General features: G+C 67.7%; 23 protein-coding genes. 19 read left to right on the top strand and 4 right to left on the bottom strand.

The features are described 5' to 3' along the window. The first annotated feature begins 555 nt into the window (after positions 1 to 555). The 11 genes from flhD (at position 556) to ACR2JA_RS14250 (ending at position 11,661) form a co-directional block, all read left to right on the top strand. The gene (gene flhD, locus ACR2JA_RS14300) at positions 556 to 894 is read left to right on the top strand and encodes a flagellar transcriptional regulator FlhD (RefSeq protein ID WP_434009749.1); all 339 of its coding nucleotides are present in this window, start codon (positions 556 to 558) and stop codon (positions 892 to 894) included. 130 nt (positions 895 to 1,024) lie between these two features. Continuing rightward, positions 1,025 to 1,564 (top strand): flagellar transcriptional regulator FlhC, encoded by a 540-nt coding sequence (gene flhC / locus ACR2JA_RS14295; RefSeq protein WP_434009748.1) that lies wholly within the window; start codon positions 1,025 to 1,027, stop codon positions 1,562 to 1,564. A 172-nt stretch (positions 1,565 to 1,736) separates the two neighbouring features. Further along, positions 1,737 to 2,597 carry a flagellar motor stator protein MotA gene (gene motA, locus ACR2JA_RS14290; RefSeq protein WP_434009747.1) on the top strand — a complete coding sequence of 287 codons (861 nt, stop codon included), beginning with the start codon at positions 1,737 to 1,739 and terminating at the stop codon, positions 2,595 to 2,597. 360 nt (positions 2,598 to 2,957) lie between these two features. Continuing rightward, a complete protein-coding gene (gene motB, locus ACR2JA_RS14285) occupies positions 2,958 to 3,983 on the top strand; it encodes a flagellar motor protein MotB (RefSeq protein WP_434009746.1) in 1,026 nt (341 codons plus the stop codon). Between the two features lie 51 nt (positions 3,984 to 4,034). Then, complete coding sequence (cheY, locus tag ACR2JA_RS14280; protein ID WP_434009745.1) at positions 4,035 to 4,421, top strand: chemotaxis response regulator CheY; 387 nt, start codon at positions 4,035 to 4,037, stop codon at positions 4,419 to 4,421. Between the two features lie 21 nt (positions 4,422 to 4,442). After that, complete coding sequence (locus ACR2JA_RS14275) at positions 4,443 to 5,066, top strand: protein phosphatase CheZ (RefSeq protein ID WP_434009744.1); 624 nt, start codon at positions 4,443 to 4,445, stop codon at positions 5,064 to 5,066. Between the two features lie 330 nt (positions 5,067 to 5,396). Continuing rightward, positions 5,397 to 6,548, top strand: coding sequence for a flagellar biosynthesis protein FlhB (flhB, locus tag ACR2JA_RS14270; protein ID WP_434009743.1), 1,152 nt, complete (start codon positions 5,397 to 5,399; stop codon positions 6,546 to 6,548). A 5-nt stretch (positions 6,549 to 6,553) separates the two neighbouring features. After that, positions 6,554 to 8,635 (top strand): flagellar biosynthesis protein FlhA, encoded by a 2,082-nt coding sequence (gene flhA / locus ACR2JA_RS14265; RefSeq protein ID WP_434009742.1) that lies wholly within the window; start codon positions 6,554 to 6,556, stop codon positions 8,633 to 8,635. Then, positions 8,632 to 10,149 carry a flagellar biosynthesis protein FlhF gene (flhF, locus tag ACR2JA_RS14260; RefSeq protein WP_434009741.1) on the top strand — a complete coding sequence of 506 codons (1,518 nt, stop codon included), beginning with the start codon at positions 8,632 to 8,634 and terminating at the stop codon, positions 10,147 to 10,149. The genes flhA and flhF overlap by 4 nt, the downstream gene beginning before the upstream one ends. Beyond that, positions 10,142 to 10,939 carry a hypothetical protein gene (locus ACR2JA_RS14255; protein WP_434009740.1) on the top strand — a complete coding sequence of 266 codons (798 nt, stop codon included), beginning with the start codon at positions 10,142 to 10,144 and terminating at the stop codon, positions 10,937 to 10,939. The genes flhF and ACR2JA_RS14255 overlap by 8 nt, the downstream gene beginning before the upstream one ends. Before the next feature lie 5 nt (positions 10,940 to 10,944). Beyond that, on the top strand, positions 10,945 to 11,661 hold the full coding sequence (locus tag ACR2JA_RS14250) for an RNA polymerase sigma factor FliA (RefSeq protein ID WP_434009750.1): 717 nt from the start codon (positions 10,945 to 10,947) through the stop codon (positions 11,659 to 11,661). Between the two features lie 64 nt (positions 11,662 to 11,725). Here the strand turns inward: ACR2JA_RS14250 and ACR2JA_RS14245 are convergent, their stop codons facing one another. From ACR2JA_RS14245 to flgA, 4 genes are all read right to left on the bottom strand, one after another. Further along, positions 11,726 to 12,715: a porin gene (locus ACR2JA_RS14245; RefSeq protein WP_434009739.1), complete on the bottom strand. Its 990-nt coding sequence runs from the start codon at positions 12,713 to 12,715 to the stop codon at positions 11,726 to 11,728. Positions 12,716 to 13,001: 286 nt separating this feature from the next. Beyond that, positions 13,002 to 13,370 carry a hypothetical protein gene (locus ACR2JA_RS14240; protein WP_434009738.1) on the bottom strand — a complete coding sequence of 123 codons (369 nt, stop codon included), beginning with the start codon at positions 13,368 to 13,370 and terminating at the stop codon, positions 13,002 to 13,004. A gap of 40 nt (positions 13,371 to 13,410) precedes the next feature. Next, positions 13,411 to 13,749: a flagellar biosynthesis anti-sigma factor FlgM gene (gene flgM / locus ACR2JA_RS14235; protein WP_434009737.1), complete on the bottom strand. Its 339-nt coding sequence runs from the start codon at positions 13,747 to 13,749 to the stop codon at positions 13,411 to 13,413. Between the two features lie 332 nt (positions 13,750 to 14,081). Continuing rightward, the gene (flgA, locus tag ACR2JA_RS14230; protein WP_434009736.1) at positions 14,082 to 14,852 is read right to left on the bottom strand and encodes a flagellar basal body P-ring formation chaperone FlgA; all 771 of its coding nucleotides are present in this window, start codon (positions 14,850 to 14,852) and stop codon (positions 14,082 to 14,084) included. 231 nt (positions 14,853 to 15,083) lie between these two features. Here flgA and flgB point away from each other — a divergent pair, with 231 nt between their 5' ends. From flgB to ACR2JA_RS14190, 8 genes are all read left to right on the top strand, one after another. Beyond that, a complete protein-coding gene (gene flgB, locus ACR2JA_RS14225; RefSeq protein ID WP_434009735.1) occupies positions 15,084 to 15,485 on the top strand; it encodes a flagellar basal body rod protein FlgB in 402 nt (133 codons plus the stop codon). Between the two features lie 23 nt (positions 15,486 to 15,508). Further along, complete coding sequence (flgC, locus tag ACR2JA_RS14220) at positions 15,509 to 15,913, top strand: flagellar basal body rod protein FlgC (RefSeq protein ID WP_434009734.1); 405 nt, start codon at positions 15,509 to 15,511, stop codon at positions 15,911 to 15,913. A gap of 24 nt (positions 15,914 to 15,937) precedes the next feature. After that, the gene (locus ACR2JA_RS14215; protein ID WP_434009733.1) at positions 15,938 to 16,606 is read left to right on the top strand and encodes a flagellar hook assembly protein FlgD; all 669 of its coding nucleotides are present in this window, start codon (positions 15,938 to 15,940) and stop codon (positions 16,604 to 16,606) included. 58 nt (positions 16,607 to 16,664) lie between these two features. Further along, the gene (flgE, locus tag ACR2JA_RS14210; RefSeq protein ID WP_434009732.1) at positions 16,665 to 17,885 is read left to right on the top strand and encodes a flagellar hook protein FlgE; all 1,221 of its coding nucleotides are present in this window, start codon (positions 16,665 to 16,667) and stop codon (positions 17,883 to 17,885) included. 155 nt (positions 17,886 to 18,040) lie between these two features. After that, positions 18,041 to 18,778: a flagellar basal-body rod protein FlgF gene (gene flgF, locus ACR2JA_RS14205; RefSeq protein ID WP_434009731.1), complete on the top strand. Its 738-nt coding sequence runs from the start codon at positions 18,041 to 18,043 to the stop codon at positions 18,776 to 18,778. A 24-nt stretch (positions 18,779 to 18,802) separates the two neighbouring features. Next, positions 18,803 to 19,585: a flagellar basal-body rod protein FlgG gene (gene flgG, locus ACR2JA_RS14200; protein ID WP_434009730.1), complete on the top strand. Its 783-nt coding sequence runs from the start codon at positions 18,803 to 18,805 to the stop codon at positions 19,583 to 19,585. A gap of 156 nt (positions 19,586 to 19,741) precedes the next feature. Next, positions 19,742 to 20,425: a flagellar basal body L-ring protein FlgH gene (locus tag ACR2JA_RS14195; protein WP_434009729.1), complete on the top strand. Its 684-nt coding sequence runs from the start codon at positions 19,742 to 19,744 to the stop codon at positions 20,423 to 20,425. 20 nt (positions 20,426 to 20,445) lie between these two features. Beyond that, the coding region (locus ACR2JA_RS14190) for a flagellar basal body P-ring protein FlgI (RefSeq protein WP_434009728.1) at positions 20,446 to 21,611 on the top strand (1,166 nt) is incomplete at its 3' end.

The following is a 21,611-nucleotide window of genomic DNA, read 5'->3' as shown; positions in this document are numbered from 1 at the left end:
GCGCAGCGCACCCTCTGCAGCGACTCGGGCTATGGGTCTGTCGGGTCCGGATCGTTTCTGCTGCAGCCGGGTGCGACTGCATGCTTGAGGCTGTCACTCGAGTGGGTGCAGACCTGGAAGCTCCGCGCTGTCTGTGCAGCGGACACGCTCTGGGCTTGAGGTTCTCGCGGCCTGCTCGCCCAGCCGTTCGAGCGGACGTGTTTCTCTTGTGCTGTATCGGCGGGCTGCTGTGGTTGTGAAGCCATGGCGGCTTCCTTGTGGGCTGTGGTGGGTGCATGACCACTGGGCTGGTCATGTGCTGCACCTTCCCTCTGGGCATTGCCCGGGGGTGCGGGTGGCCGCCCGCGCCTGTTGCTGGTCGCAGAGGCGGGATGTTTATGAGTACCTAGGTTGTAGGAAGAAGCCTGACGTGGTGTGGGTGCGCTTCCGACAGTGTGAACAGCCGTTTACCGATTCAAGTTTTGTGACCGGTCGACACAATTGAACACATCGGGAAAGCAAACGTAAGCAAGTCGCCCACGAAGCCCACCCCCCAGACACCTCAAGGAGAACACCATGGACAGCGAACAACTCTTGGCCGAAATCCGCGAAGCCAACCTGACCTACCTGATGCTGGCTCAGAACCTGATCCGCAAGGACCGCGCCGAAGCGCTGTTCCGCCTGGGTCTGACCGAAGAGGCCGCCGACCTGCTGGGCATGCTCTCCACCGCCCAGCTGCTCAAGATCGCTTCGAGCAACATGCTGCTGTGCCGCTTCCGTGTGGACGACGACCTGGTGTGGAACCTGCTGACCAGCCACAACGTCAAGAAGGTGGACAACAGCACCACCACCCAGCTGCACGCTTCCATCCTGATGGCTGGCCGCTTCGCAGACTCCATGGCCACGGCCCACTGATCGATCCCCCCGCGCCGCCTGCGGCGTCACCCCCCCCAGGGGGCGGCGCTGGAGGCCCGGCGGAGCCGGTTCCTCGGCGCCCTCGGCTTGAAGACACTTCTCTCCCTCTCTGTTCTCTGGAGTCCGCATCATGGCCACCGCAAAAAGCATCCTCAACGAGTCGCGTGACATCGAGCGCGCCGTGGCCCTGATCCAGCTGGGCGCCCGCCTGCAGGTGCTGGAGTACGAAACCAGCCTGTCCTACGAGCGCCTGCTGCGTCTGTACAAGGAAGTGGCGGGCAAGAGCCCGTCCAAAGGCCAGTTGCCGTTCTCGACCGACTGGTTCCTGACCTGGCAGCCCAACATCCACGCCTCGCTGTTCCTGAACATCCACGAGTACCTGTCCAAGACCAGCGAACTCGAAGAGATCGACACGGTGATCAAGGCCTTCCGCCTCTACACCGAGCAGATGCAGGCCAGCGCGATCGAGCCCCTGCTGTCCGTCACCCGTGCCTGGCGCCTGGTGAAGTTCGTCGACAGCGGCATGCTGACCCTGACCAAGTGCTCCTGCTGCGGTGGGCACTTCGTCACCGAACCGTACGAGAACGCCAAGCACTTCACCTGTGGCCTGTGCCAGCCGCCGGCCCGTGCCGGCAAGGGCTCTACCAGCGGCGGACTGCGCTTGCATTGAGCGTCTCAGCAGCCCTTCGGGGCGCGCTGTCAAGCTTTGAAAAGGACCCCTCGGCGGGTCCTTTTCGCGTTCATGGGGTGCTTCACTCGGCCCTAGAGTTGACCGATAGACAAGGCAATCACGGGAGCACCACGCGGACGTGGTGGTTCATTCATTTTTTGGGGCAGAGAGCATGTTTGTCATTGTGGGTTTTCTGTTCTCGATGGCCTGCATCTTCGGGGTGTACATCGGGCACGGCGGCAACATCAGCGTGATCCTGAAGGCACTGCCGTTCGAGATGATCACCATCCTGGGGGCGGCGTCGGGCGCGTTCCTGATGAACAACCAGATGAAGGTCGTCAAGGCCTCGATGGCGGGTCTGGCGTCTTGCTTCAAGGGCAGCAAGTACACCAAGGCGCGCTATATGGAGCTGTTGGCGCTGCAGTTCGACATCCTGCAGAAAGCCCGCAAGGAAGGCCTGATGGCCATCGAGCAGGACGTGGAGAACCCCGACCAGTCGCCCGTCTTCAAGAAGTACCCGACCGTGGGCAGCGACCACCACGTGGTCGAGTTCATCACCGATTACCTGCGCATGATGGTCTCGGGCAACCTGAACGCGCACGAGATCGAGTCGCTGATGGACGCCGAGATCGAGACCCACCACCAGGAAGCGCATGCGCCCGTGGCCGCCATCGCGCGCCTGGCCGGCGGCCTGCCGGCCTTCGGTATCGTGGCCGCCGTGCTGGGTGTGGTGAACACCATGGGCTCGGTGGGGCAGCCGCCGGCGGTGCTGGGCGGCATGATCGGCTCGGCCCTGGTCGGCACCTTCCTGGGCATCTTGCTGGCCTACGGTGTGGTCGAACCCATGGGTGGCCTGATGGAACAGAAGATGGAAGAGAGCAGCAAGGAGTTCCTGTGCATCAAGACCACGCTGCTGGCATCGATGCAAGGCTACGCCCCGTCCACCGCCATCGAATTTGGTCGCAAGGTGCTGTTCTCGGACGTGCGCCCGAACTTCGCCGAGCTCGAAGGTCACGTCAAAGGCAAGAAATGATGCACCCCCTGCGCCGCTTTGCGTCTTCCCCCTCTCCTGCGGGAGGGGGACGCACCCTGTGGCCTGGCGAAGCCAGTTCCACGGGTGATTCGCAACACCCCCCCGCGCCGCTTCGCGTCACCCCCCCTCCGCTGCGCGAGGGGGAGCGCACCCTGTGGCCTGGCGAAGCCAGTTCCACGGGTGCTCTGGATGGCGCGCCACCGTTGTTTCTTTCTGTGCAGCATGTTCGGCACTCGATGCGCCGTACCCTGCGCTTGAGAGGCAGTTGTTCCAGGGCACCGCGGAACTGGCACTGCCTGGCCGCTGGTGCCGCCCCCTTGAGGGGGACGCGCGCAGCGCGGCAGGGGTGGGGAGATTCTCATGGCCGGTGATGGCAAGAAACTGCAACCCATCATCGTCAAGCGCATCAAGAAGGGTGGGCATGCGGCGCATGGTGGCGCCTGGAAGATTGCATATGCCGACTTCGTGACGGCCATGATGGCGTTCTTCCTGCTGATGTGGCTGCTTGGTTCCACCTCGTCGGGTGACCTGCAAGGCATCGCGTCCTATTTCACCAACCCGGTCAAGGTGTCGCTCATGGGCGGCGACGGCACCGGCAACAGCGACTCCATCCTGCCCGGTGGCGGGCGTGACCTGTCCAAATCCGCCGGTCAGGTGGATGGCGGCGACGCCGAGCGCGCGGCCAAGCTCATGGGCGCGCAGATGGCGCGCGCCGAGCTCGCCCGCAAGGACGCGGCCCGGATCGACGCCTTGCACAGCAAGATCAAGGACCTGGTGGCCAACAACCCGGCGCTCAAGGGTTTTGGCTCGCAGATCCGGCTGGACCGCACCGCCGACGGCTTGCAGATCCAGATCGTGGACGACCAGAACCGCGCCATGTTCGACGTCGGCAGCGCCCTGGTCAAACCCTATATGCGCGACATCCTGCGGGCCATCGGCGGCGCGCTCAGTGACGTGGAAAACCGGCTCGCGCTCTCGGGTCACACCGACGCCACACCCTACGGCAGTGGCGACCGCGGCTACAGCAACTGGGAACTCTCCAGCGACCGGGCCAACGCCTCGCGGCGCGAGCTGGTGGCCGGTGGCCTGCCCGACGACAAGCTGGTGCGGGTCGAGGGCCTGGCGTCCAGCCGCCTGCTGGAAACACAGGACCCCACCGCGCCGATCAACCGGCGCATCAGCATCCTGGTCCTGACGCAGGAGGCCGAACGGCGACTGATGCCGGGTGGCCCTGCCGACGCACCGGCCCTGCCCGACATGAGCGGTGGTGTGGACCTGTCCGATCCGCCGCCGGCCGCGGGCGCCGCTGCTGCCGCGCAGCCGGCGTCACCGGCCCTACAGAAACCGGTGAATCTGACGAAATCACGAACAGACACAGGTGGCTGACCGCTGCCACCCGCCCCTTTTTCCGACTTCCCCGCCGCACTGGAGGCATCCATGGCCACACCGATGAAATTCCTGATCGTTGACGACTTCTCCACCATGCGCCGCATCGTGCGCAACCTGCTCAAGGAAATCGGTCACGCCGATGCCGACGAGGCCGAAGACGGTGTCGCTGCGCTCAACAAGCTGCGCAACGGCACCTTCCACTTCGTGGTCAGCGACATCAACATGCCCAACATGAACGGGTTCCAGTTGCTGGCCGAGATCAAGAAAGACGAGACCCTCAAGCACCTGCCGGTGCTGATGGTGACGGCCGAGGCCCGCAAGGAAGACATCGTGCAGGCGGCCCAGGGCGGTGCCGCGGGCTACATCGTCAAGCCGTTCACCAAGGCGACGCTGGAAGACAAGCTCACCAACATTTTCAAAAAAATGGGTCTCTGATCCAGCAGACGGGAGTGCAGCATGGATCAGAACGACGCCCAGCCGGGCCACGCCAGCGACCAGATGTTCCAGCAACTGGGCGTCATCACGCGCCAGCTGCATGACGCCCTCAAGGAGCTGGGCTACGCCGACAAGCTCAAGGGCACGGTCGAGCAGCTGCCCGACGCGCAAAGCCGGCTGTCCTACATCGCCCGCCTGACGGGCGAGGCCGCCGAGAAGGTGCTCAACCATGTGGACGGCGCCAAGACCGAGCAGTCCCTGATCGCCCAGCGCGGTCGCCAGCTCAGCGACACCATCAGTCGCGTGCCTGGCCTGGCCAAGGCCATGCCCGAGCTGCTGGAGTGGTCGCAGGACGTGGTGGCGCAGGCCGAACAGACCGACACCCGCCTGACCGAGATCATGCTGGCGCAGGACTTCCACGACCTCACCGGCCAGGTCATCAGCCGCGTGGTGCAGCTGGCCGGCACCATCGAAGAGCAGCTGCTGAGCCTGCTGCTGCAGTCCGCACCCACCGGCACACCGGGGCAGGACAAGGCCTACGACATGAGTTCGCTACAGGGCCCGGTGGTCAACGCCGAGGGCCGCACCGACGTGGTGTCCGACCAGAAGGACGTGGACGATCTGCTGGCGAGCCTTGGCTTTTAGCCAAGGCTCTGGTGATGGGCACACCCCCATCGCGGGCTCACTGCGTGTAGCCCGCTCCGCCCCTCAAGGGGGTGAGGACCGCGGCTCCATGCCTGCCTGCGCAGGCATGGACGGGACGAACGGTCAGCGACTCTGGCGCTGACGCGGCCTGCAAGGCACGCGTGCGGCCCGGCAAAGCCGGTTCCGCGGTGTTTCTCGAACAAGGCATCGCGCGCCGTCACCGCCGGTTGTTTTCGCTTCGGGATAAGCGGGTGTCAACCCCGCCTTTTCTCCCCTTCATGTCGGGGCCCGACTTCCACAATCTGACTCAAGTTCCACCGAGTCAGACCGATGTCGTCCTCCGCCCAAGACAAGAACCTGCCAGCCACCGCGCAGCGCCTGAAAAAGGCGCGCGAGGACGGCAACATCGCGCGCTCCAGGGACCTGGGGCACCTGGCGGTGCTCGGGGGCGGTGCGGTGGTGCTCATGGCGCTGCTGCCCACCGGTTTCGAGCAGCTGCTCAACGGCCTGCGCCTGCAGCTGCGCTTTGATGTCCAGACCCTGAGCCAGCCGCTGCTGATGTCCGAGCGCCTGACCGGCGCCGTGGCGCAGTGGATGCTGCTGGCCCTGCCGCTGGGCCTGCTGGTGCTGGCGATCGCGCTGGGTGTGGCCTTTGCATCGGGCGGCTGGGCGTTGAGCACCAAGCCGCTGATGCCCGACCTCAACCGCCTCAACCCGCTCAGCGGTATCGGGCGCCTGTTCAGCAAGCAGCAGCTGGTCGAAACGCTCAAGCTGGTGTTCATGACCGGCATCGTCGGCCTGGTCGGCTGGCAGTTCCTCAGCAGCCATTTCCAGGCTTTCAGCTCGTTGCTGGTGCAGCCGCTCGAAGGTGGTCTGGGCCAGCTCGGCCAGTGGCTCACCGCCGGTGTCGGCCTCTTGCTGCTGGTGGTCACGGTGTTCGCCATCGTGGACTTCCCGATCCAGAAATTCCTGCACGCCCAGCAGCTCAAGATGTCGCTCGAAGAAGTCAAGCGCGAGCACAAGGAAGCCGAGGGCGATCCGCACATGAAGGGCCGGCGCCGCCAGCGCCAGCGCGAGCTGGCCCAGCGCAACAGCGTGGCCGCCGTGCCGCGCGCCGATCTGGTGGTCATGAACCCGACCCACTACGCCGTGGCGCTGAAGTACGACGACGCCACCATGGCCGCACCGCGCGTGATCGCCAAGGGCGCCGACCTGGTGGCGCTGAAGATCCGCGACGTGGCCAAGGCCAGCGACGTGCCGGTGCTGCAGTCGCCCATGCTGGCCCGTGCGCTCTACGCCCACACCGAGATCGACGGCGAGATCCCCTCGGCCCTGTACACCGCGGTGGCCCAGGTGCTGGCCTACGTCTACCAGCTCAGGGCCGCCATGGCTGGGCGTGGTGCCATGCCCGGCCAGATGCCCGTGCCTGAGGTGCCGCCCGAACTCGATCCGCACTGGAAACCCGCCGCCAACGCCGCCTGAACACCATGAACGCGCAACTCAAGCTCCTGCAGCAATGGTTCGGCCGCTACGCGCCCTGGGCCAACGGCCTGGCCGCGCCGCTGCTGGTCATCACCATCCTGTCGATGATGGTGCTGCCGCTGGCGCCCTGGGTGCTCGACACCTTCTTCACGCTCAACATCGCCATCGCCCTGGTGGTGATGATGGTGGCGGCCTACATGCGCCGCCCGCTGGACTTCTCGGTCTTCCCCACCGTGCTGCTGCTGACCACGCTGCTGCGCCTGTCGCTCAACGTCGGCTCCACCCGTGTGGTACTGCTCGAAGGCCACACCGGCCCGGGCGCCGCGGGTGCCGTGATCGAGGCTTTCGGCCACTTCCTGATCGGCGGCAACTTCGCGGTTGGCCTGATCGTGTTCGCCATCCTGGTGGTGATCAACTTCGTGGTGATCACCAAGGGCTCGGAGCGCATCGCCGAGGTGAGCGCGCGCTTCACCCTGGACGCCATGCCCGGCAAGCAGATGGCGATCGACGCCGACCTGAACGCCGGCCTGATCGACGAGAAGGAGGCCAAGCGCCGCCGCGCCGAGGTGGGCGAGGAGGCCGAGTTCTTCGGCTCCATGGACGGTGCCTCCAAATTCGTGCGCGGCGACGCCATCGCCGGCATCCTGATCCTGTTCATCAACATCATCGGTGGCTTCGCCATCGGGGTGCTGCAGCATGGCCTGTCGGTCGGGCAGGCGGCCGACAGCTACATCCTGCTGGCCGTCGGTGACGCGCTGGTGGCGCAGATCCCGGGCCTGCTGATCTCGGTGGCCGCGGCCATGGTGGTCTCGCGCGTGGGCAAGGACGAAGACCTGGGCGTGCAGGTGGTCGAGCAGATGTTCCTGTCCAGCAAGGTCATGGGCATCACCGCCGGCGTGCTGGCCCTGCTGGGTGTCATTCCCGGCATGCCGCACACGGTGTTCCTGGTGTTCGCCGCCATCTTCGGCGCCCTGGCCTGGTGGCGCCTGCAGCAGGAACGCCGCCCGGCGCCTGCGCCCGAAGCCCCGGCGCCCGCCAGCGACGGCGAAGCCAGCTGGGAAGACCTGCAGCCGGTCGACCTGCTGGGCCTGGAACTGGGTTACCGCCTGATCGCCATGGTGGACAAGGCCCGCCAGGGCGACCTGCTCACCCGCATCAAGGGCGTGCGCAAGAAGTTCGCGCAGGAAGTGGGCTTCCTGCCGCCAGCCGTGCACGTGCGCGACAACCTCGAACTCAAGCCCAGCGGCTACCGCATCACCCTGCGCGGCGTGGTGGTGGGCGAGGGCGAGGTCTTCCCCGGCATGTTCCTGGCCATCGACCCGGGCGGCATCAACACCCCGCTGATCGGCACCCCCACCAAGGACCCCGCTTTCGGCCTGCCCGCGCACTGGATCGAAGACAAGCAAAGGGAACACGCGCAAATGGCCGGTTTTACCGTGGTTGATTCCGAGACCGTGCTGGCCACCCATCTTTCACACTTGATGCAAGTCCAGGCCGCCAAGTTGCTGAGCCGGACGGAGACCCAGGAACTGGTCGAACACGTCACCCGCCTGGCCCCGAAACTGATCGAAGAAGTCGTGCCCAAGATGCTCTCCATCGCCGCGTTCCAGAAAGTGCTGCAGCTGCTGCTGGAAGAGTCGGTGAACGTGCGCGACATCCGCACCATCATCGAGGCCATCGCCGAGCACGCCACGACCACCACCGACCCGGCCGAGCTGGCCCGCCGCGTGCGCACCGCGCTGTCGCCGGCCATCGTCCAGCAGATCTACGGTCCGGTGAAGGAACTCGAAGTCATCGCCATCGAACCCGGCCTGGAGCGCCTGCTGATGCAGGCCCTGACGGGCGCCAACGGCACCGCGCTGGACCCCGGCGTGGCCGAGATGCTCAGCAAGTCGGCCACCGACATCGCCAACCAGCAGGAAGAAAAGGGCGTGCCCGCCTGCCTGCTGGTGCCCGACGCGATCCGCTCGTCCATGGCGCGCCTGCTGCGCCGCGCCGCGCCCCGCCTGCAGGTGCTCGCCCACAGCGAAATCCCTGAAACCCACCTCATCCGCATCGGCCCGATCCTCGGAGAACTCGCATCATGAACATCCAGCGTTTCACCGCACCGACCTCGCGCGAAGCCATGGCCAAGGCCCGCAACGCCTTTGGCGACACCGCCGTGATCCTGTCGACCCGCTCGACCGAGGACGGGTTCGAGGTCATGGCCGCGGCCGAAGAAAGCCTGGCCCAGGTGGCCCCGCCGGCGGCCCGCCCCATGCCCATCCGCACCCGCGCCACGCCTGGCCGCGAGGCACTGCAGCTCGAAGACGATTCGGTTCAGGGTGACACCGAGCAGATGGCCATGAGCACGCTGTCGTTCCAGGAATACGTGCGCGAACGCATGCTGCGCAAGCGCCGTGCCGCGCTGGGCGGCGACACCGTCGCGGCCGACCTGCCCATGCCCGCCGCCCCGGCCGCCCCGGCCGCGCCGCGCGCCCAGCCCGAGCCGCGCCGCCCGCTGCAGGCCCGTGCCGAACAGATCCAGGTGCCGGTGCAGCGCTTCAACGCGCCCCTGGTGTCGGCCCAGGCGCCGGCCCCCATCCGCACCCGCACCGCCCAGCCCGCCTGGGAAGACTCGGTGCCGACCCAGCCGCCCGCGGTGCACCACGACGGCACCAACGTCGCGGTCGAGCTCTCGGCGCTCAAGGACATGATCGAGGAGCGTTTCAACACCCTGGCCTGGCTGGGTTCGTCCAAGCAGAACCCGATCCAGTCCAACCTGATGCTCAAGCTGATCCGCTCGGGCTTCTCGCCGGCCATGTCGCGCGCCGTGCTCGAACGGGTGCCGGCCGACAGCGGCGCCCCCGAAGCCGTGCGCTGGCTCATGGACGTGCTCACCCGCAACCTCAAGGTGGCCACCCCCGGCGCCGGCCTGTGCGACGAAGGCGGCGTGGTGTCGCTGATCGGCGCCACCGGCGTGGGCAAGACCACCACCGCCGCCAAGCTGGCCGCCCAGTGCGTCAAGCAGTACGGCGCCGGCAGCGTCGGCCTGATCACGCTGGACACCTACCGCGTCTCGGGCTACGAACAGCTGCGCGCCTACGGCCGCATGCTCGGCGTGGTGGCGCATCTGGCGCATGACCGCGCCGCGCTCAAGGACCTGCTGAACCTGCTGGCCAACAAGCGCATGGTCATCATCGACACCGCCGGCCTGGGCCAGCGCGACCAGCGCATCCAGGACATGCTCGACGTGCTGGACATGCCCAAGCTCAAGAAGTGCCTGGTGCTCAACGCCGGCGCGCACGGCGACACGCTGGACGAAGTGCTCACCTCCTTCAAGGCCAGCCAGCTGCACGGCGTGGTGCTCTCCAAGGTGGACGAAGCCGTCAAGCTCGGCCCGGCCATCGACGCGCTGATCCGCCACCAGGTGGTGCTGCGCGGCGTGGCCAACGGCCAGCGCGTGCCCGAAGACTGGCAGAACCCCGACGCCGCCGCCCTGGTGCGCGTGGCCATGGGCAGCGAAGGCAAGTCCGCCTACGACCCGCTGGCCACCGACATGGGCTTTTATTTCTCGCAAGCCTCCTCGCGCGGCATCGACCTGGGAGCCTCCCATGTTTGACGTCGGACACGACCAGGCCGCCGGCCTGCGCGCCGAACCGCCCAGCGCCGGTGCCGCCCTCATGCCCGTGGCCAGCCCGTCGCAGCCGGCGCGCGCCTACGAATGGCTGTGCACCCTGGCCGCGCACCTCACGTCCATGGGGCGCGAGGTGGTCATCGTGGACGGCAGCGCCGCCGAAGCCACACCGACCCGCGAACGCAGTGGTGGCCACCTGGGCCTGCTGCACGCGCTGCAGGACCCGTCCATCGCCGGCCTGGGCAGCGCTCCCGATGGCCACGAATGGCTGGTCATGCCCGCCGCGCACGGTCTGCAGCATCTGCAGCAGACCGCCCGCAACGCCGGCGCGGGTGTCGCACTTTCGCGCCTGCTGTCGCCTTTTTCGCCCGACGCCATGGTGCTGCTGTTTTCCCCGGCCCCGGCGCTGGCCAGCCTGTTCGCCGGCCTGAACGCCCGCGCCCTGGTGCCGGTGCTGCCGCAGACCCAGGCCACGCTGGACGCCTATGGCGCCCTCAAGCTGCTGCACCAGGCCGGCCTGACCCCGGTGCTGGCCCCGCTGAACACCGACGCCGGCGCCGACGTGGCCCTGCAACCGGTGGTGGACAGCGTGGCCGACTGCGCCGAACGCCACCTGGGCCTGCCGGTGCAGGTCTGGCCCACCCACACCTGGGGGCTGCGCGTGCTCGACAGCGCGCTCACCCGCCACCACACCCCCACACGGCAGTCGGGCCCGCGCCCGGCCGCCGCGGACGGCCGCCGCGCCGCAGCGCCCGCCCAACCGCTCTGGAGTTGATGACGATGTACACCGCCAAAGGCACCCTCAACCGGGACGACCAGCTGCGCAAATACAGCCCGCTGGTGCGGCGTCTGGCCCACCACATGATCGCCAAGCTGCCGCCCAGCGTGGAGCTGGACGACCTGATCCAGGTCGGCATGATCGGTCTGACCGAAGCCATCGCCCGCTTCGAGCCTTCGCAGGGCGTGCAGTTCGAGACCTTTGCCAGCCAGCGCATCCGCGGCGCCATGATCGACGAGCTGCGCGAAGGCGACTGGATGAGCCGCGGCTCGCGCAAGAGCCAGAAAGACATCGAACAGGCGGTGCACCGGCTGCAGCAGAAGCTGCACCGTGCGCCCATGGAAAGCGAGATCGCCAAGGAACTGGGCATGAGCCTGGCCGACTACCAGCACCTGCTGGCCAAGGTGCGCGGCACCCAGCTGGTGTACCTGGAAGACATCAGCGGCCATGGCGACGACGAAGACGGCTTCCTGGACCGCCACCTGGGCGAGTCCGATGCCGAACCCTCGGCCGTGCTGGGCGACCAGCGCATGCGCATGGCCCTGGTGGCCGCCATCAAGGTGTTGCCCGAACGCGAGCAGCAGATCATGTCGATGTACTACGAGCACGACATGAACCTCAAGGAAATCGCCGCCGTGCTGGGCGTGACCGAATCGCGCATCTGCCAGCTGCACAGCCAGTCCATCGCCCGCCTGCGCGCCAAGCTGCGCGAACATTGAAACCCGCACGCTCCACAAAAAAACCGGCCTTGCGCCGGTTTTTTGTTGGGTGCGCCGGAGCGGGTCAGAACCGGTGGCGGATGCCCAGGGAATAGCCCCCGCCGCTGGACAGGCCGTCGATCTTGTCGTGCATGGCCACCGCGTACAGCTCGCTGCGCTTGGACAGGTTGTGCAGGTAACCCACCGACAGCGTCTGGCGGTCCGCGCCGGTCTGGGGCGAGATCTGGCCGTATTGGGCGATCACGGCGCCCGCGCCCAGCGGCACGCGCGCGCCCATGCCGCTGATCGTGTAGTCGTTGCCGGTGGTGGCGTTGTCCACCTGGCCCAGCTGCAGGAAGGCCTTGGCCACGCCGAAGTCGTACGACGCGCCCAGCTGCGTGGTGTCGGTGTCGGCCACGGCGGCCGCTCCATCTTTCTTCACCTGCTGGTGCACCAGGCTGACCGCCAGCGGGCCCGCGCCGTAGCCCAGGTTCACGCTCCAGTTGCCGCCATTGCCGGTCTTGCTGGTGACCATGGCGCCGGCCTTGAAGCCACCCCAGACCGGGCTGTTGTAGGCCATCGAGTCGCTCCAGCCCGAGTCACCGGTGGTGGTGCCGCTGGTGAAGTAGTGCCGGATCGAGGGCGAATAGCCGAACGAATCGCCAAAAGCGTTGAAGCCCAGGGTGGACACGAACAGCGCCGTGGTGTGGCGGCCCAGGGTCAGGCTGCCCAGGCCGGCGCTGCTCAGCCCCACCGACGCGGTGCGCGAGAACTGCGGATCGCCGGTGAAGCGGCCGGCGTCACCGCTGGCGGCGCGCAGAAAGCCTTCGATGCGGAAGGTGGCGGCCAGGCCGCCGCCCAGGTCTTCACGGCCACCGAAGCCGTAGTAGCTGGTGGTCATCTTGCCGGAATCGACCGCGGTGGTGGATGCGCCGCCGGGCGCCTTCGTGCTGCCCAGGCTCAGGTCCATCAGACCGTAGACATTGACGCTGCTTTGCGCCTGGGCGCCCAGGGCAAGGGTGGCGAGGAGGGTGGCGGTGGCCAGCGTGCGAAGGGCGGTGGGGATGCGTTTCATGGGTGACGTCCGTTGCGTGGAGGAAGGGATGCGGCACGCAGGACAGCTGGCCGACAAGGGCGGCTTGCTACAGATTCAGGTGCAAGGAATGCAGGTGTGCACCATGTTCGGCAGCGGCTCGCACCATTTGCAGGCCAAATCGGCCGATGACTGTGTGCCGATGTGTATACAGCAATGGACGTGCCAGCGACGCCGTGGGTCCAGCGCCCGCGGGTCCGGGCGCCATGGGCGGCCGGGCAGGGGGGGACGTCATCGGAGGGTGGGGCACCCGGAGGGCGCCGAGCGCTCAGGCGCGCAGGTAGCCTTGACCGGCTCCGCCGGTGCTGCCGTAGCCACGGCCGGCCTGGGCGCCGTAGGTGGGCTGGGCCGAGTGGGGCAGGATGCTCTTGACCGAGCGCTGGCTCTGCGCCTGCGCGCGCAGCACGGCCTGGCGCAGCTGGCCAAAGCGCTGGGCGGCGCGTTCCATGTCGGCGCGCAGGGTGCCGGGCACCGCGAATTCGGCCGTTCGGGGGGCCCGTTGCAGCACCCCCTGCACCTGGGCGCTGGCGCGCTCCACGCCGGCCGCATCACCCGCCAGCAAGGCGACCTCCAGTCCATCCAGCCCCGTCTGCAGGGCGGCGATCCAGGGGTGGGGCTTGGGGGCGTTGGCGTTCATGGGCGGGCCTCTGTGGTGTGAAGGCCGATCAGCGCTGCGGTCAGCCGCGGCTGCCGCTGAGCATTTCGGCCGCGTTGGACAACATCTTGTCGGCGATGGCTTCGGCGTTGACCTGGAAGCTGCCATCGGCGATGGCGGCCTTCATGGCCTCGACCTTGTCGGCGTTGAACACGTCGCTGTTGCTGCCGCCGGTGCCGGACACGGCCTGGCTGGTGGCAGACGACAGCGTGACGGTCACGCCGGCGGCGGGTTGGGGTTTCGTCGCCGCGCCAGCCGCTGCGGCGGCTTCGGCGCCCGCGGTGGGGCGCTGCTCGGCCGCCTTCTGAGGGCCGCCGGCGACGGAACCAATGTACGAATCCGGTGAAGAATCGACTTTCATTTCACTCTCCAAACCCCGTAGGTGGGGCGTTGTGAAAAGGCTATCGGCACATCAACGGGGTGACTTGAGCCCTTTTTTGTGGAGTGTTTCACGAAATCGCTCCGCCGTAGCGGTGAGGCCTCCAGGCCAGCCGCCGGGCCGCCCCAAGACCGGCCCAGCCCCCGGACCCGGCAAGGACCGGGCCCCTTCCCAGTCCTGGGGCAGCGACCCGCGCAGCGGTGGAGCGTGGGGGCCATCGGGCCAGCCGCCGGGCCGCCCCAAGGCCGGCCCAACCCCCTTGGGGGGCAGCGACCCGCGCAGCGGTGGAGCGTGGGGGCCACCATCTCTCTTGATCAGAGGTCGATTTCCACGGTCTGGGCGTCGCGGACCAGGCCGCTGACCACCTTGCCACCCGGCAGGCGCACCCGGGTGGGCTGGCCTTCGATGCCCGGGGCCATCGCCTCGCCGGTCACCACGACCTGGAAGCCGGTGCCTGCGCTGCTGACCTTGACCATCGCGCCGGCGGCAAAGGCCGGGGCGGCGCGCACCATGTTCTGGCGCAGGGCCTGGCCGGGTTGCAGGCTGTAGGCGGCCTGGCGTCCGACCCACAGCGCCGGGCTGGCCAGCACGCTGGCCGGCTGTTCCGCCCAGTCGATTTCGGCCATTTCGGCGTCGTCTTGAGACAGCGTGGCGCCGCTGGCCACCGGGTGCCGGAGCACCCAAGCCGGCCCCCAGGCCTTGACCGTGACCGGCACGAACACGTTCCAGCGGGTCGGCCCGTCCACGCAGCGCAGGCCGATGCGGCTGCGGCCCCATAGGCGGGTGCCGGTGGGCAGGTGGGCTTCGACCTTGTTGCAGGGCGCCAGGCGCAGGCGGGTGTCCAGCGTGCCCACCACCACTTCCGGGCGCAGCGGCGCTTCGCCCGCGGGCGCGATCGAGCCTTTCATGGCGGGGGCCACGAAGTCGCGCGCCAGCTGCTCCAGGCCACCCAGCTCGGCGGTCTGGGCGTGGCTGGCCACGGGCCACAGAAACAGGGCCGCGAGCACCAGGGTGGCCAGCGCCCAGGCGCTGGGCGGCGGGGGGGCGTGCAGGCGGCGCATGACGCGCAGATGGGGGGTGGGCATGGCGGATCGGTTGGTGTGTGGTGGCAGGGACAGGGCGGTCCACGGGGTGGGGCCGGGCTGCGGCATGGCGGTCACTGTAGGTCGCGGGGGCGCAGCACAAAGCAGGGAAATGCCCGCAAAAGCGGCGCTTGTTCCGGCCATTGGCGACCCTCAAGTTTTTCCATACTTGCCTCCACGCCGGTGAAAGCCCGCGCTTTTGCCGCCCCCTCCCACCCTGCCAGGAGCCGAACCATGCTCGATCAGCTGACCGCCGGACTGAACTTCCAGTCGAACGCGCTGCTGCTGCGTTCGCAGCGCCAGCAGGTGCTGGCCAGCAACATCGCCAACGCCGACACGCCGGGCTACATCGCCCGCGATTTCGACTTCGCGCAGGCGCTCAAGACGGCCGCCGGCGGCGTGCCGCGCTCCGCCGTGAGCACCACCGACGCGCGCCACCTGCGCCTGGGCCAGGCCGACCCGCTCAACCCCGAGCTGGCCTACACCGTGCAGACCGAACCCAGCCAGGACGGTAACTCGGTGGACCTGGACCGCGAGCGCGCCAACTTCGTGGACAACAGCATCCGCTACGAGTCCACGCTGCGGTTCATCAACGGGCACGTCAGAACGATGCTCAGCGCCATCTCCGGCCAGTGATGACGCATTGAAGGAGTTATCCCATGTCGATGTTTTCCATCTTCGGTGTCTCGGGCAGTGCCATCAGCTCGCAGGCGCAGCGCCTGAACGTGGTGGCCTCCAACCTCGCCAACGCCGACGCTGTGGCCGGCCCCGACGGGCAGAGCTACAAGGCGCGCCAGGTGGTGTTCCAGACCGTGCCGATGAACGACCCCGGCAGCGCCGGCGTGAAGGTGCAGACCATCACCGAAAGCCAGTTGCCCGGCAAGCGGGTGCACAACCCCGGCCACCCCAGCGCCGACGCCGAGGGCTACGTGACCCATTCCAACGTGAACCCGGTGGAGGAGATGGTCAACATGATCTCCGCCTCGCGCTCGTACCAGAACAACGACGAGGTCATGAACACGGCCAAGACCCTGCTGATGAAAACGCTCCAGATGGGGCAATGAACCTCACCTGAAAGGGACTGAACCATGACCATGCTCGCCAGCCCGCTGGACCTCAGCAACCTCGGCACCGCCGTGGGCAGCACCACGGCCGTCAAGACCAACAACGCCACCGATGCCCAGGCCTCGCAGGACCGGTTTCTCAAGCTGCTCGTCGCGCAGCTGAACAACCAGGACCCGCTGAACCCGATGGACAACGCGCAGATGACCACGCAGATGGCGCAGATCAACACCGTCAGCGGCATCCAGCAGCTCAACGACACGCTCAAGGGCATGGCCGACCAGTACAACGCCATGCAGTCCATGCAGGGCACGTCGCTGATCGGCCGCCATGCCGTGGTCGACGGCAGCAGCCTCTACATCGACGGCGACGCCGCGCAGGGCGCGCTGCAACTGGACAAGGACGCCAGCAACGTGGTGATCGACATCGTGGGCACCAACGGCGCCGTGATCGACAGCGTCGAGCTGGGCGCGCTCAAGGCCGGCCAGCACGCCTTCGGCTGGGACGCCACCGGTGTGGACACATCCAAGGTCAAGGGCTTTTCCATCCGCGCCACCGACAGCAGCGGCGCCGTCACCGCCACACCCAAGTCGCTGGTGCCGGTCTCGGCCGTCAGCTTCCAGGACGGCGCCATGAGGTTGCAACTGGCCAATGGCCAGCGCATGACCTACGACCAGGTCGACGCCTTCATGTGACCGCACCCCGACCCCTCTTCGCCACACACCACCCCATACCTTCTTCAAGGACAGCACCATGGCATTCCAGCAAGGACTCTCCGGGATCAACGCCGCCAGCCGCAACCTGGACGTGATCGGACACAACGTCGCCAACGCCTCCACCGTCGGCATGAAGGCCTCGCGCGCCGAGTTCGCCGAGCTCTACGCCAGCTCCATCGGCTCCTCGGGCGGGGTCAACTCCGGTATCGGCGTGACGGTCGCCAAGGTCACGCAACTGTTCACCCAGGGCAACGTCACCGTCACCGGCAACGACCTGGACGTGGCCATCAACGGCAGCGGCTTCTACGAACTGACCATGCCCAACGGCACCATGGCCTACAGCCGCGCCGGCATGTTCAAGCTCAACAACGAAGGTGAGATCGTCAACAACCAGGGCTCCAACCTGATGGGCTACCCGACCGACGAATTCGGCACCCGGCTGAGCTTCACCACCCAGCCGCTGAGCCTGCCCACTGGGGGACCCATTCCGGCGAACAAAACGTCCAAGATCGAGACCGAGTTCAACCTGGACGCGCGGGCGCCCATTTTCAACACAGTGACCCCCAACACGCCGCTGTCCCAGTACGGCACGTCGGTCGTCGCGTACGACCCACAGGGTCTTGAAGTGCCGGTGGGTTTGGCGTTCCAGAAAACCGCCAACAACGAGTGGACGGTGTACCGGAGTGTCAACGGTGGCCCGCTGGCCCAGTCCACGCCGCCGACCGTGCTGCGGTTCAAGGACGACGGCACGCTGAACACGGCCACATCGACCATGCCGCCGATCACGTTGGCATCACCCAACAACCCTGCGGTGACGTTCAGCGCTACGCTGGATTACGGCAACGCCACGCAGTTCGGCATCGACTTCGCGGTGACCAACCTCACGCAGGACGGCTACCGCCCCGGTGAACTCACCAGCCTGAAGATCGACGAGGGTGGCGTCATCACCGCCAGCTACTCCAACGGCCAGACCCGCGCGGCCGGCCAGATCGCGCTGGTGAACTTCCGCAACGTGCAGGGCCTGCAGCCCACCGGCAACGGCAACTGGGAAGCCAACTACGCCACCGGCGAGCCGGTGCACGGCGCGCCCGGTGAAGGCAAGTTCGGCGGCCTGCGCAGCGGTGCGCTGGAGGATTCCAACATCGACATCACCGGCGAACTGGTGGCCATGATGTCCGCGCAGCGCGCCTACCAGGCCAACGCGCAGACCATCAAGACGCAGGACCAGGTGCTGTCCACCATGCTCAATATGAGGTAACACCCCCGCCGCGCTGCGCGCGACCCCCTCAAGGGGGCGGCACTGGCGGCCCGGCAAAGCCGGTTCCGCGGTGCCCCTGGAACAAGACACTTCGCGCGGCGCACCACCGTCTCCGTCACCGCTCTCTCTTTCACACACCCTTCGGATCGCCCGCCATGGACCGCATGATCTACACCGCGATGACCGGTGCCAACGCTGCGCAGTACCGCCAGCAGCTGTTGTCGAACAACCTGGCGAACGCGTCCACGCCGGGCTTTCGCGCCGAGCTGGCCACGTTCCGCGCGGTGCCGGTGCGCGGCGATGGCACCACCTCGCGGGTGTTTGCGCTCGAAGCCACGGCCGGCCATTCGGACGCGCCAGGCCCGGTCACCAACACCGGCCGCAACCTGGACGTGGCGGTGCGCGGCAGCAGCTACCTGAGCGTGCAGGGCCTGGACGGCACCGAGGCCTACACCCGCACCGGCGCGCTCGAGGTCAACCCCGACGGCACCCTGGTCAGCGCCCAGGGTCTGCCCGTGCTCAGCGACGGTGGCCCGCTCACCGTGCCAGCCGGCGCGCAGGTGGACATTGGCGAAGACGGCACCGTCACCGCACGCGTGCCCGGCCAGCCGGGCCAGGCGCTGGGCCGGCTCAAGCTGGTGACGCCCGATGACGAGAACCGCCTGCGCCGCGGCGAGGACGGCCTGTTCCGTCCGGTGCAGGGCGACACCCTGAACGCCGACGCCACCGCCCGCGTGCAGAGCGGCGCGCTCGAAGGCAGCAACGTGAACCCCATCGAGGCCATGGTCGGGATGATCGCCGTGGCGCGCCAGTTCGAGGTGCAGATGCGCATGCTGCAGAACGGCGAGAAGAACGACCAGACCGCAGCCCAGCTGCTCAGCCTGAATGGCTGATTTCCTTTCTGACCGGAGCACACCATGATCAATTCGCTGTGGATTTCCAAGACCGGCATGCAGGCCCAGCAGACCCAGCTGGACGTGATTTCCAACAACCTGGCCAACGTGTCCACCAACGGCTTCAAACGCGCCAACGCGGTGTTTAAAGACCTGATGTACCAGAACCTGCGCCAGGTGGGGGCCAACAGCTCCGAGCAGAGCGAACTGCCCACCGGCCTGCAACTGGGCCTGGGCGTGCGCACCGTGGCCACCAGCCGCTCGTTCACGCAGGGCAGCCTGCAGCAGTCGGGCAACAACCTCGACCTGGCCATCAACGGCAGCGGTTTCCTGCAGGTCACCATGCCCGACGGCACCACCGGCTACACCCGTGACGGCAGCCTGCAGCTCGACGCCCAGGGCCGCATGGTCACCAGCAGTGGCTACCCGCTCACCGCCGGCATCACCGTGCCGGCCGAAGCGCAGAACATCACCGTCTCGGCCGACGGCGTGGTCACGGCCAAGATGCCGGGCCAGGCGACGCCGCAGCAGGTGGGCAACATCGAGCTGGCCAACTTCATCAACCCGGCCGGCCTGGAGCCGCGCGGGCAGAACCTGTTCAGCGAAAGCCTGGCCTCGGGCAACCCCATCACCGGCGCACCCGGCACCGCGGGCATGGGCACGGTCATGCAGGGGTTCGTCGAAACCTCCAACGTCAACGTGGTGCAGGAGCTGGTGACCATGATCCAGACCCAGCGCGCCTACGAGATGAATTCCAAGGCCATCACCACCTCGGACCAGATGCTGCAACGCTTGAGTCAGTTGTAACCCCCCGCGCCGCACAGATTGATTCCCCCCGCGCCGCCTTCGGCGTCACCCCCCAGGGGGCGGCGCTGGTGGCCCGGCGAAGCCGGTTCCACGGCGCCCTGGAACAAGGCACGGCTGTCGTTGCACCTTCTTCTCCGGCACTCACCAGGACATGCCATGAAACGCACCCTTCTTTCTTCTGCCGCCGTGCTGGCCCTGGGCCTGTCGCTCGGGGGCTGTGCCACCTTGCGCAACAGCCCGCAGGTGGATGTGGCGCCGGCGCAGCCGGTGCACTACCGTGCCGAACCCGCGGCGCCCGCGGTCACCGGCAGCCTGTTCAGCCCGGTCGCCTACCGCCCGGCGTTTGAAGACCCGCGCGCGCGCCTGCCCGGCGACTCGCTGACCATCCAGATCGCCGAGAACGTCACGGCCAGCCAGAAGTCGTCGTCCAGCATCGACCGCGCGGGCGATGTCTCGTCCTCCGTCACGGCGGCACCGTTCATGAAGGCGGCACAGCTGGCCAAGCTCGACGCCACCGCCTCGTCCACCAACACCTTCAGCGGCAAGGGCGGCACCGAGAGCGCCAACAAGTTCGAAGGCTCGATCACCGCCACCGTCATGGAGGTGCTGCCCAACGGTCACCTGCTGGTGGCCGGCGAGAAACAGATCGGCGTGAACGAAAACGTGGACGTGCTGCGCTTCTCGGGCACGGTGGACCCGCGCAACATCCGCCCGGGCAATGTGGTGGCCTCGACCCAGGTGGCCAACGCACGCATCGCGTCCCGGAACCAGGGCGCGCAGGGTGAAGTGCAAGCAATAGGCTGGCTGTCACGGTTCTTTTTGAGCGTTATGCCCTTCTAAAGTTTTTTAACCTTGGGGGCATGAAGTTCCAACGCTCGGTGTTCCCCATGCCAGCCCTCACGCAACGCACCCTGTTCGCGGCCCGCGCCTCGGCCGCTGAACGGCGCCGCCAGCGCCTGCTGCGCGCCTTGTGGTGTGCCCTGCTGGCCGCCGGTGCCCTGGTCTGGCTGGGCTTCCCGCTCGACGCGCAGGCAGTGCGCATCAAGGAAATCGCCGCGGTGCAGGGCGTGCGCAGCAACCAGCTGACCGGTTACGGCCTGGTCGTGGGCCTGGACGGCACCGGCGACCAGACCACCCAGATGCCCTACACGGCGCAGAGCATGCAGAACTACCTGCAACAGCAGGGCCTGAACCTGCCGCCCGGCGCCAACATGCAGCTCAAGAACGTGGCGGCCGTGCTGGTCACCGCACAGCTGCCCGCTTTTGCCCAGCCGGGCCAGAGCATCGACGCCACCGTGTCCTCCATCGGCAATGCCAAGTCGCTGCGCGGCGGCACCCTGATCACCACCCCGCTCAAGGGCGCGGACGGCCAGATCTATGCGCTGGCCCAGGGCAACCTGCTGGTCGGCGGTGCGGGCGCCTCGGCCGGCGGCAGCAAGGTGCAGATCAACCACCTGAGCGCCGGCCGCATCCCCGGCGGCGCGCAGGTCGAGCGCAGCGTGCCCACGCCGTTCGCGCTGGGCGAGACCATCGACCTGGGCCTGCAGTCCAGCGATTTCCAGACCGCACGCCGTGTCTCCGACGCCATCAACCTGCAGATGGGCGAGGGCACGGCCTCGGCCATCGACGGCCGCGTGGTGCGCCTGCGCGCCCCCCAGAGCCCCGACGCCCGGGTGCGTTTCCTGGCCCAGGTGGAAGACCTGGAAATCACCACCACCGCCCCGGCGGCCAAGGTCATCATCAATTCGCGCACCGGCTCCATCGTCATGAACCAGGCGGTCACGCTGGGTGCGTGTGCCGTGGCCCACGGCAACCTGTCGGTCAGCATCAGTTCCACCCCGGTGGTCAGCCAGCCCAACCCGCTGTCGGGCGGGCAGACCGTGCAGGCCGAAAAAGCCGACATTTCGATTGCCAAGGACAAGGGCGAGCTGATCAACGTCGAGGCCGCCCCCAAACTGGCCGACGTGGTGCGCGTGCTCAACGCCCTGGGCGCCACGCCGCAGGACCTGCTGGCCATCCTGCAGGC

It is taken from the genome of Hydrogenophaga sp. (assembly GCF_051007235.1).
GTDB lineage: Bacteria > Pseudomonadota > Gammaproteobacteria > Burkholderiales > Burkholderiaceae_C > Hydrogenophaga.
The sequence above is the reverse complement of the archived record's forward strand: the minus strand, read 5'-3'. Positions and strand labels throughout refer to the sequence as shown.

Coding starts and splice junctions, on each gene's coding strand:
- flhD (WP_434009749.1), top strand. CDS start 556: ATGGACAGCGAACAACTCTTGGCCGAAATCCGCGAAGCCAACCTGACC.
- flhC (WP_434009748.1), top strand. CDS start 1,025: ATGGCCACCGCAAAAAGCATCCTCAACGAGTCGCGTGACATCGAGCGC.
- motA (WP_434009747.1), top strand. CDS start 1,737: ATGTTTGTCATTGTGGGTTTTCTGTTCTCGATGGCCTGCATCTTCGGG.
- motB (WP_434009746.1), top strand. CDS start 2,958: ATGGCCGGTGATGGCAAGAAACTGCAACCCATCATCGTCAAGCGCATC.
- cheY (WP_434009745.1), top strand. CDS start 4,035: ATGGCCACACCGATGAAATTCCTGATCGTTGACGACTTCTCCACCATG.
- ACR2JA_RS14275 (WP_434009744.1), top strand. CDS start 4,443: ATGGATCAGAACGACGCCCAGCCGGGCCACGCCAGCGACCAGATGTTC.
- flhB (WP_434009743.1), top strand. CDS start 5,397: ATGTCGTCCTCCGCCCAAGACAAGAACCTGCCAGCCACCGCGCAGCGC.
- flhA (WP_434009742.1), top strand. CDS start 6,554: ATGAACGCGCAACTCAAGCTCCTGCAGCAATGGTTCGGCCGCTACGCG.
- flhF (WP_434009741.1), top strand. CDS start 8,632: ATGAACATCCAGCGTTTCACCGCACCGACCTCGCGCGAAGCCATGGCC.
- ACR2JA_RS14255 (WP_434009740.1), top strand. CDS start 10,142: ATGTTTGACGTCGGACACGACCAGGCCGCCGGCCTGCGCGCCGAACCG.
- ACR2JA_RS14250 (WP_434009750.1), top strand. CDS start 10,945: ATGTACACCGCCAAAGGCACCCTCAACCGGGACGACCAGCTGCGCAAA.
- ACR2JA_RS14245 (WP_434009739.1), bottom strand. CDS start 12,715: ATGAAACGCATCCCCACCGCCCTTCGCACGCTGGCCACCGCCACCCTC.
- ACR2JA_RS14240 (WP_434009738.1), bottom strand. CDS start 13,370: ATGAACGCCAACGCCCCCAAGCCCCACCCCTGGATCGCCGCCCTGCAG.
- flgM (WP_434009737.1), bottom strand. CDS start 13,749: ATGAAAGTCGATTCTTCACCGGATTCGTACATTGGTTCCGTCGCCGGC.
- flgA (WP_434009736.1), bottom strand. CDS start 14,852: ATGCCCACCCCCCATCTGCGCGTCATGCGCCGCCTGCACGCCCCCCCG.
- flgB (WP_434009735.1), top strand. CDS start 15,084: ATGCTCGATCAGCTGACCGCCGGACTGAACTTCCAGTCGAACGCGCTG.
- flgC (WP_434009734.1), top strand. CDS start 15,509: ATGTCGATGTTTTCCATCTTCGGTGTCTCGGGCAGTGCCATCAGCTCG.
- ACR2JA_RS14215 (WP_434009733.1), top strand. CDS start 15,938: ATGACCATGCTCGCCAGCCCGCTGGACCTCAGCAACCTCGGCACCGCC.
- flgE (WP_434009732.1), top strand. CDS start 16,665: ATGGCATTCCAGCAAGGACTCTCCGGGATCAACGCCGCCAGCCGCAAC.
- flgF (WP_434009731.1), top strand. CDS start 18,041: ATGGACCGCATGATCTACACCGCGATGACCGGTGCCAACGCTGCGCAG.
- flgG (WP_434009730.1), top strand. CDS start 18,803: ATGATCAATTCGCTGTGGATTTCCAAGACCGGCATGCAGGCCCAGCAG.
- ACR2JA_RS14195 (WP_434009729.1), top strand. CDS start 19,742: ATGAAACGCACCCTTCTTTCTTCTGCCGCCGTGCTGGCCCTGGGCCTG.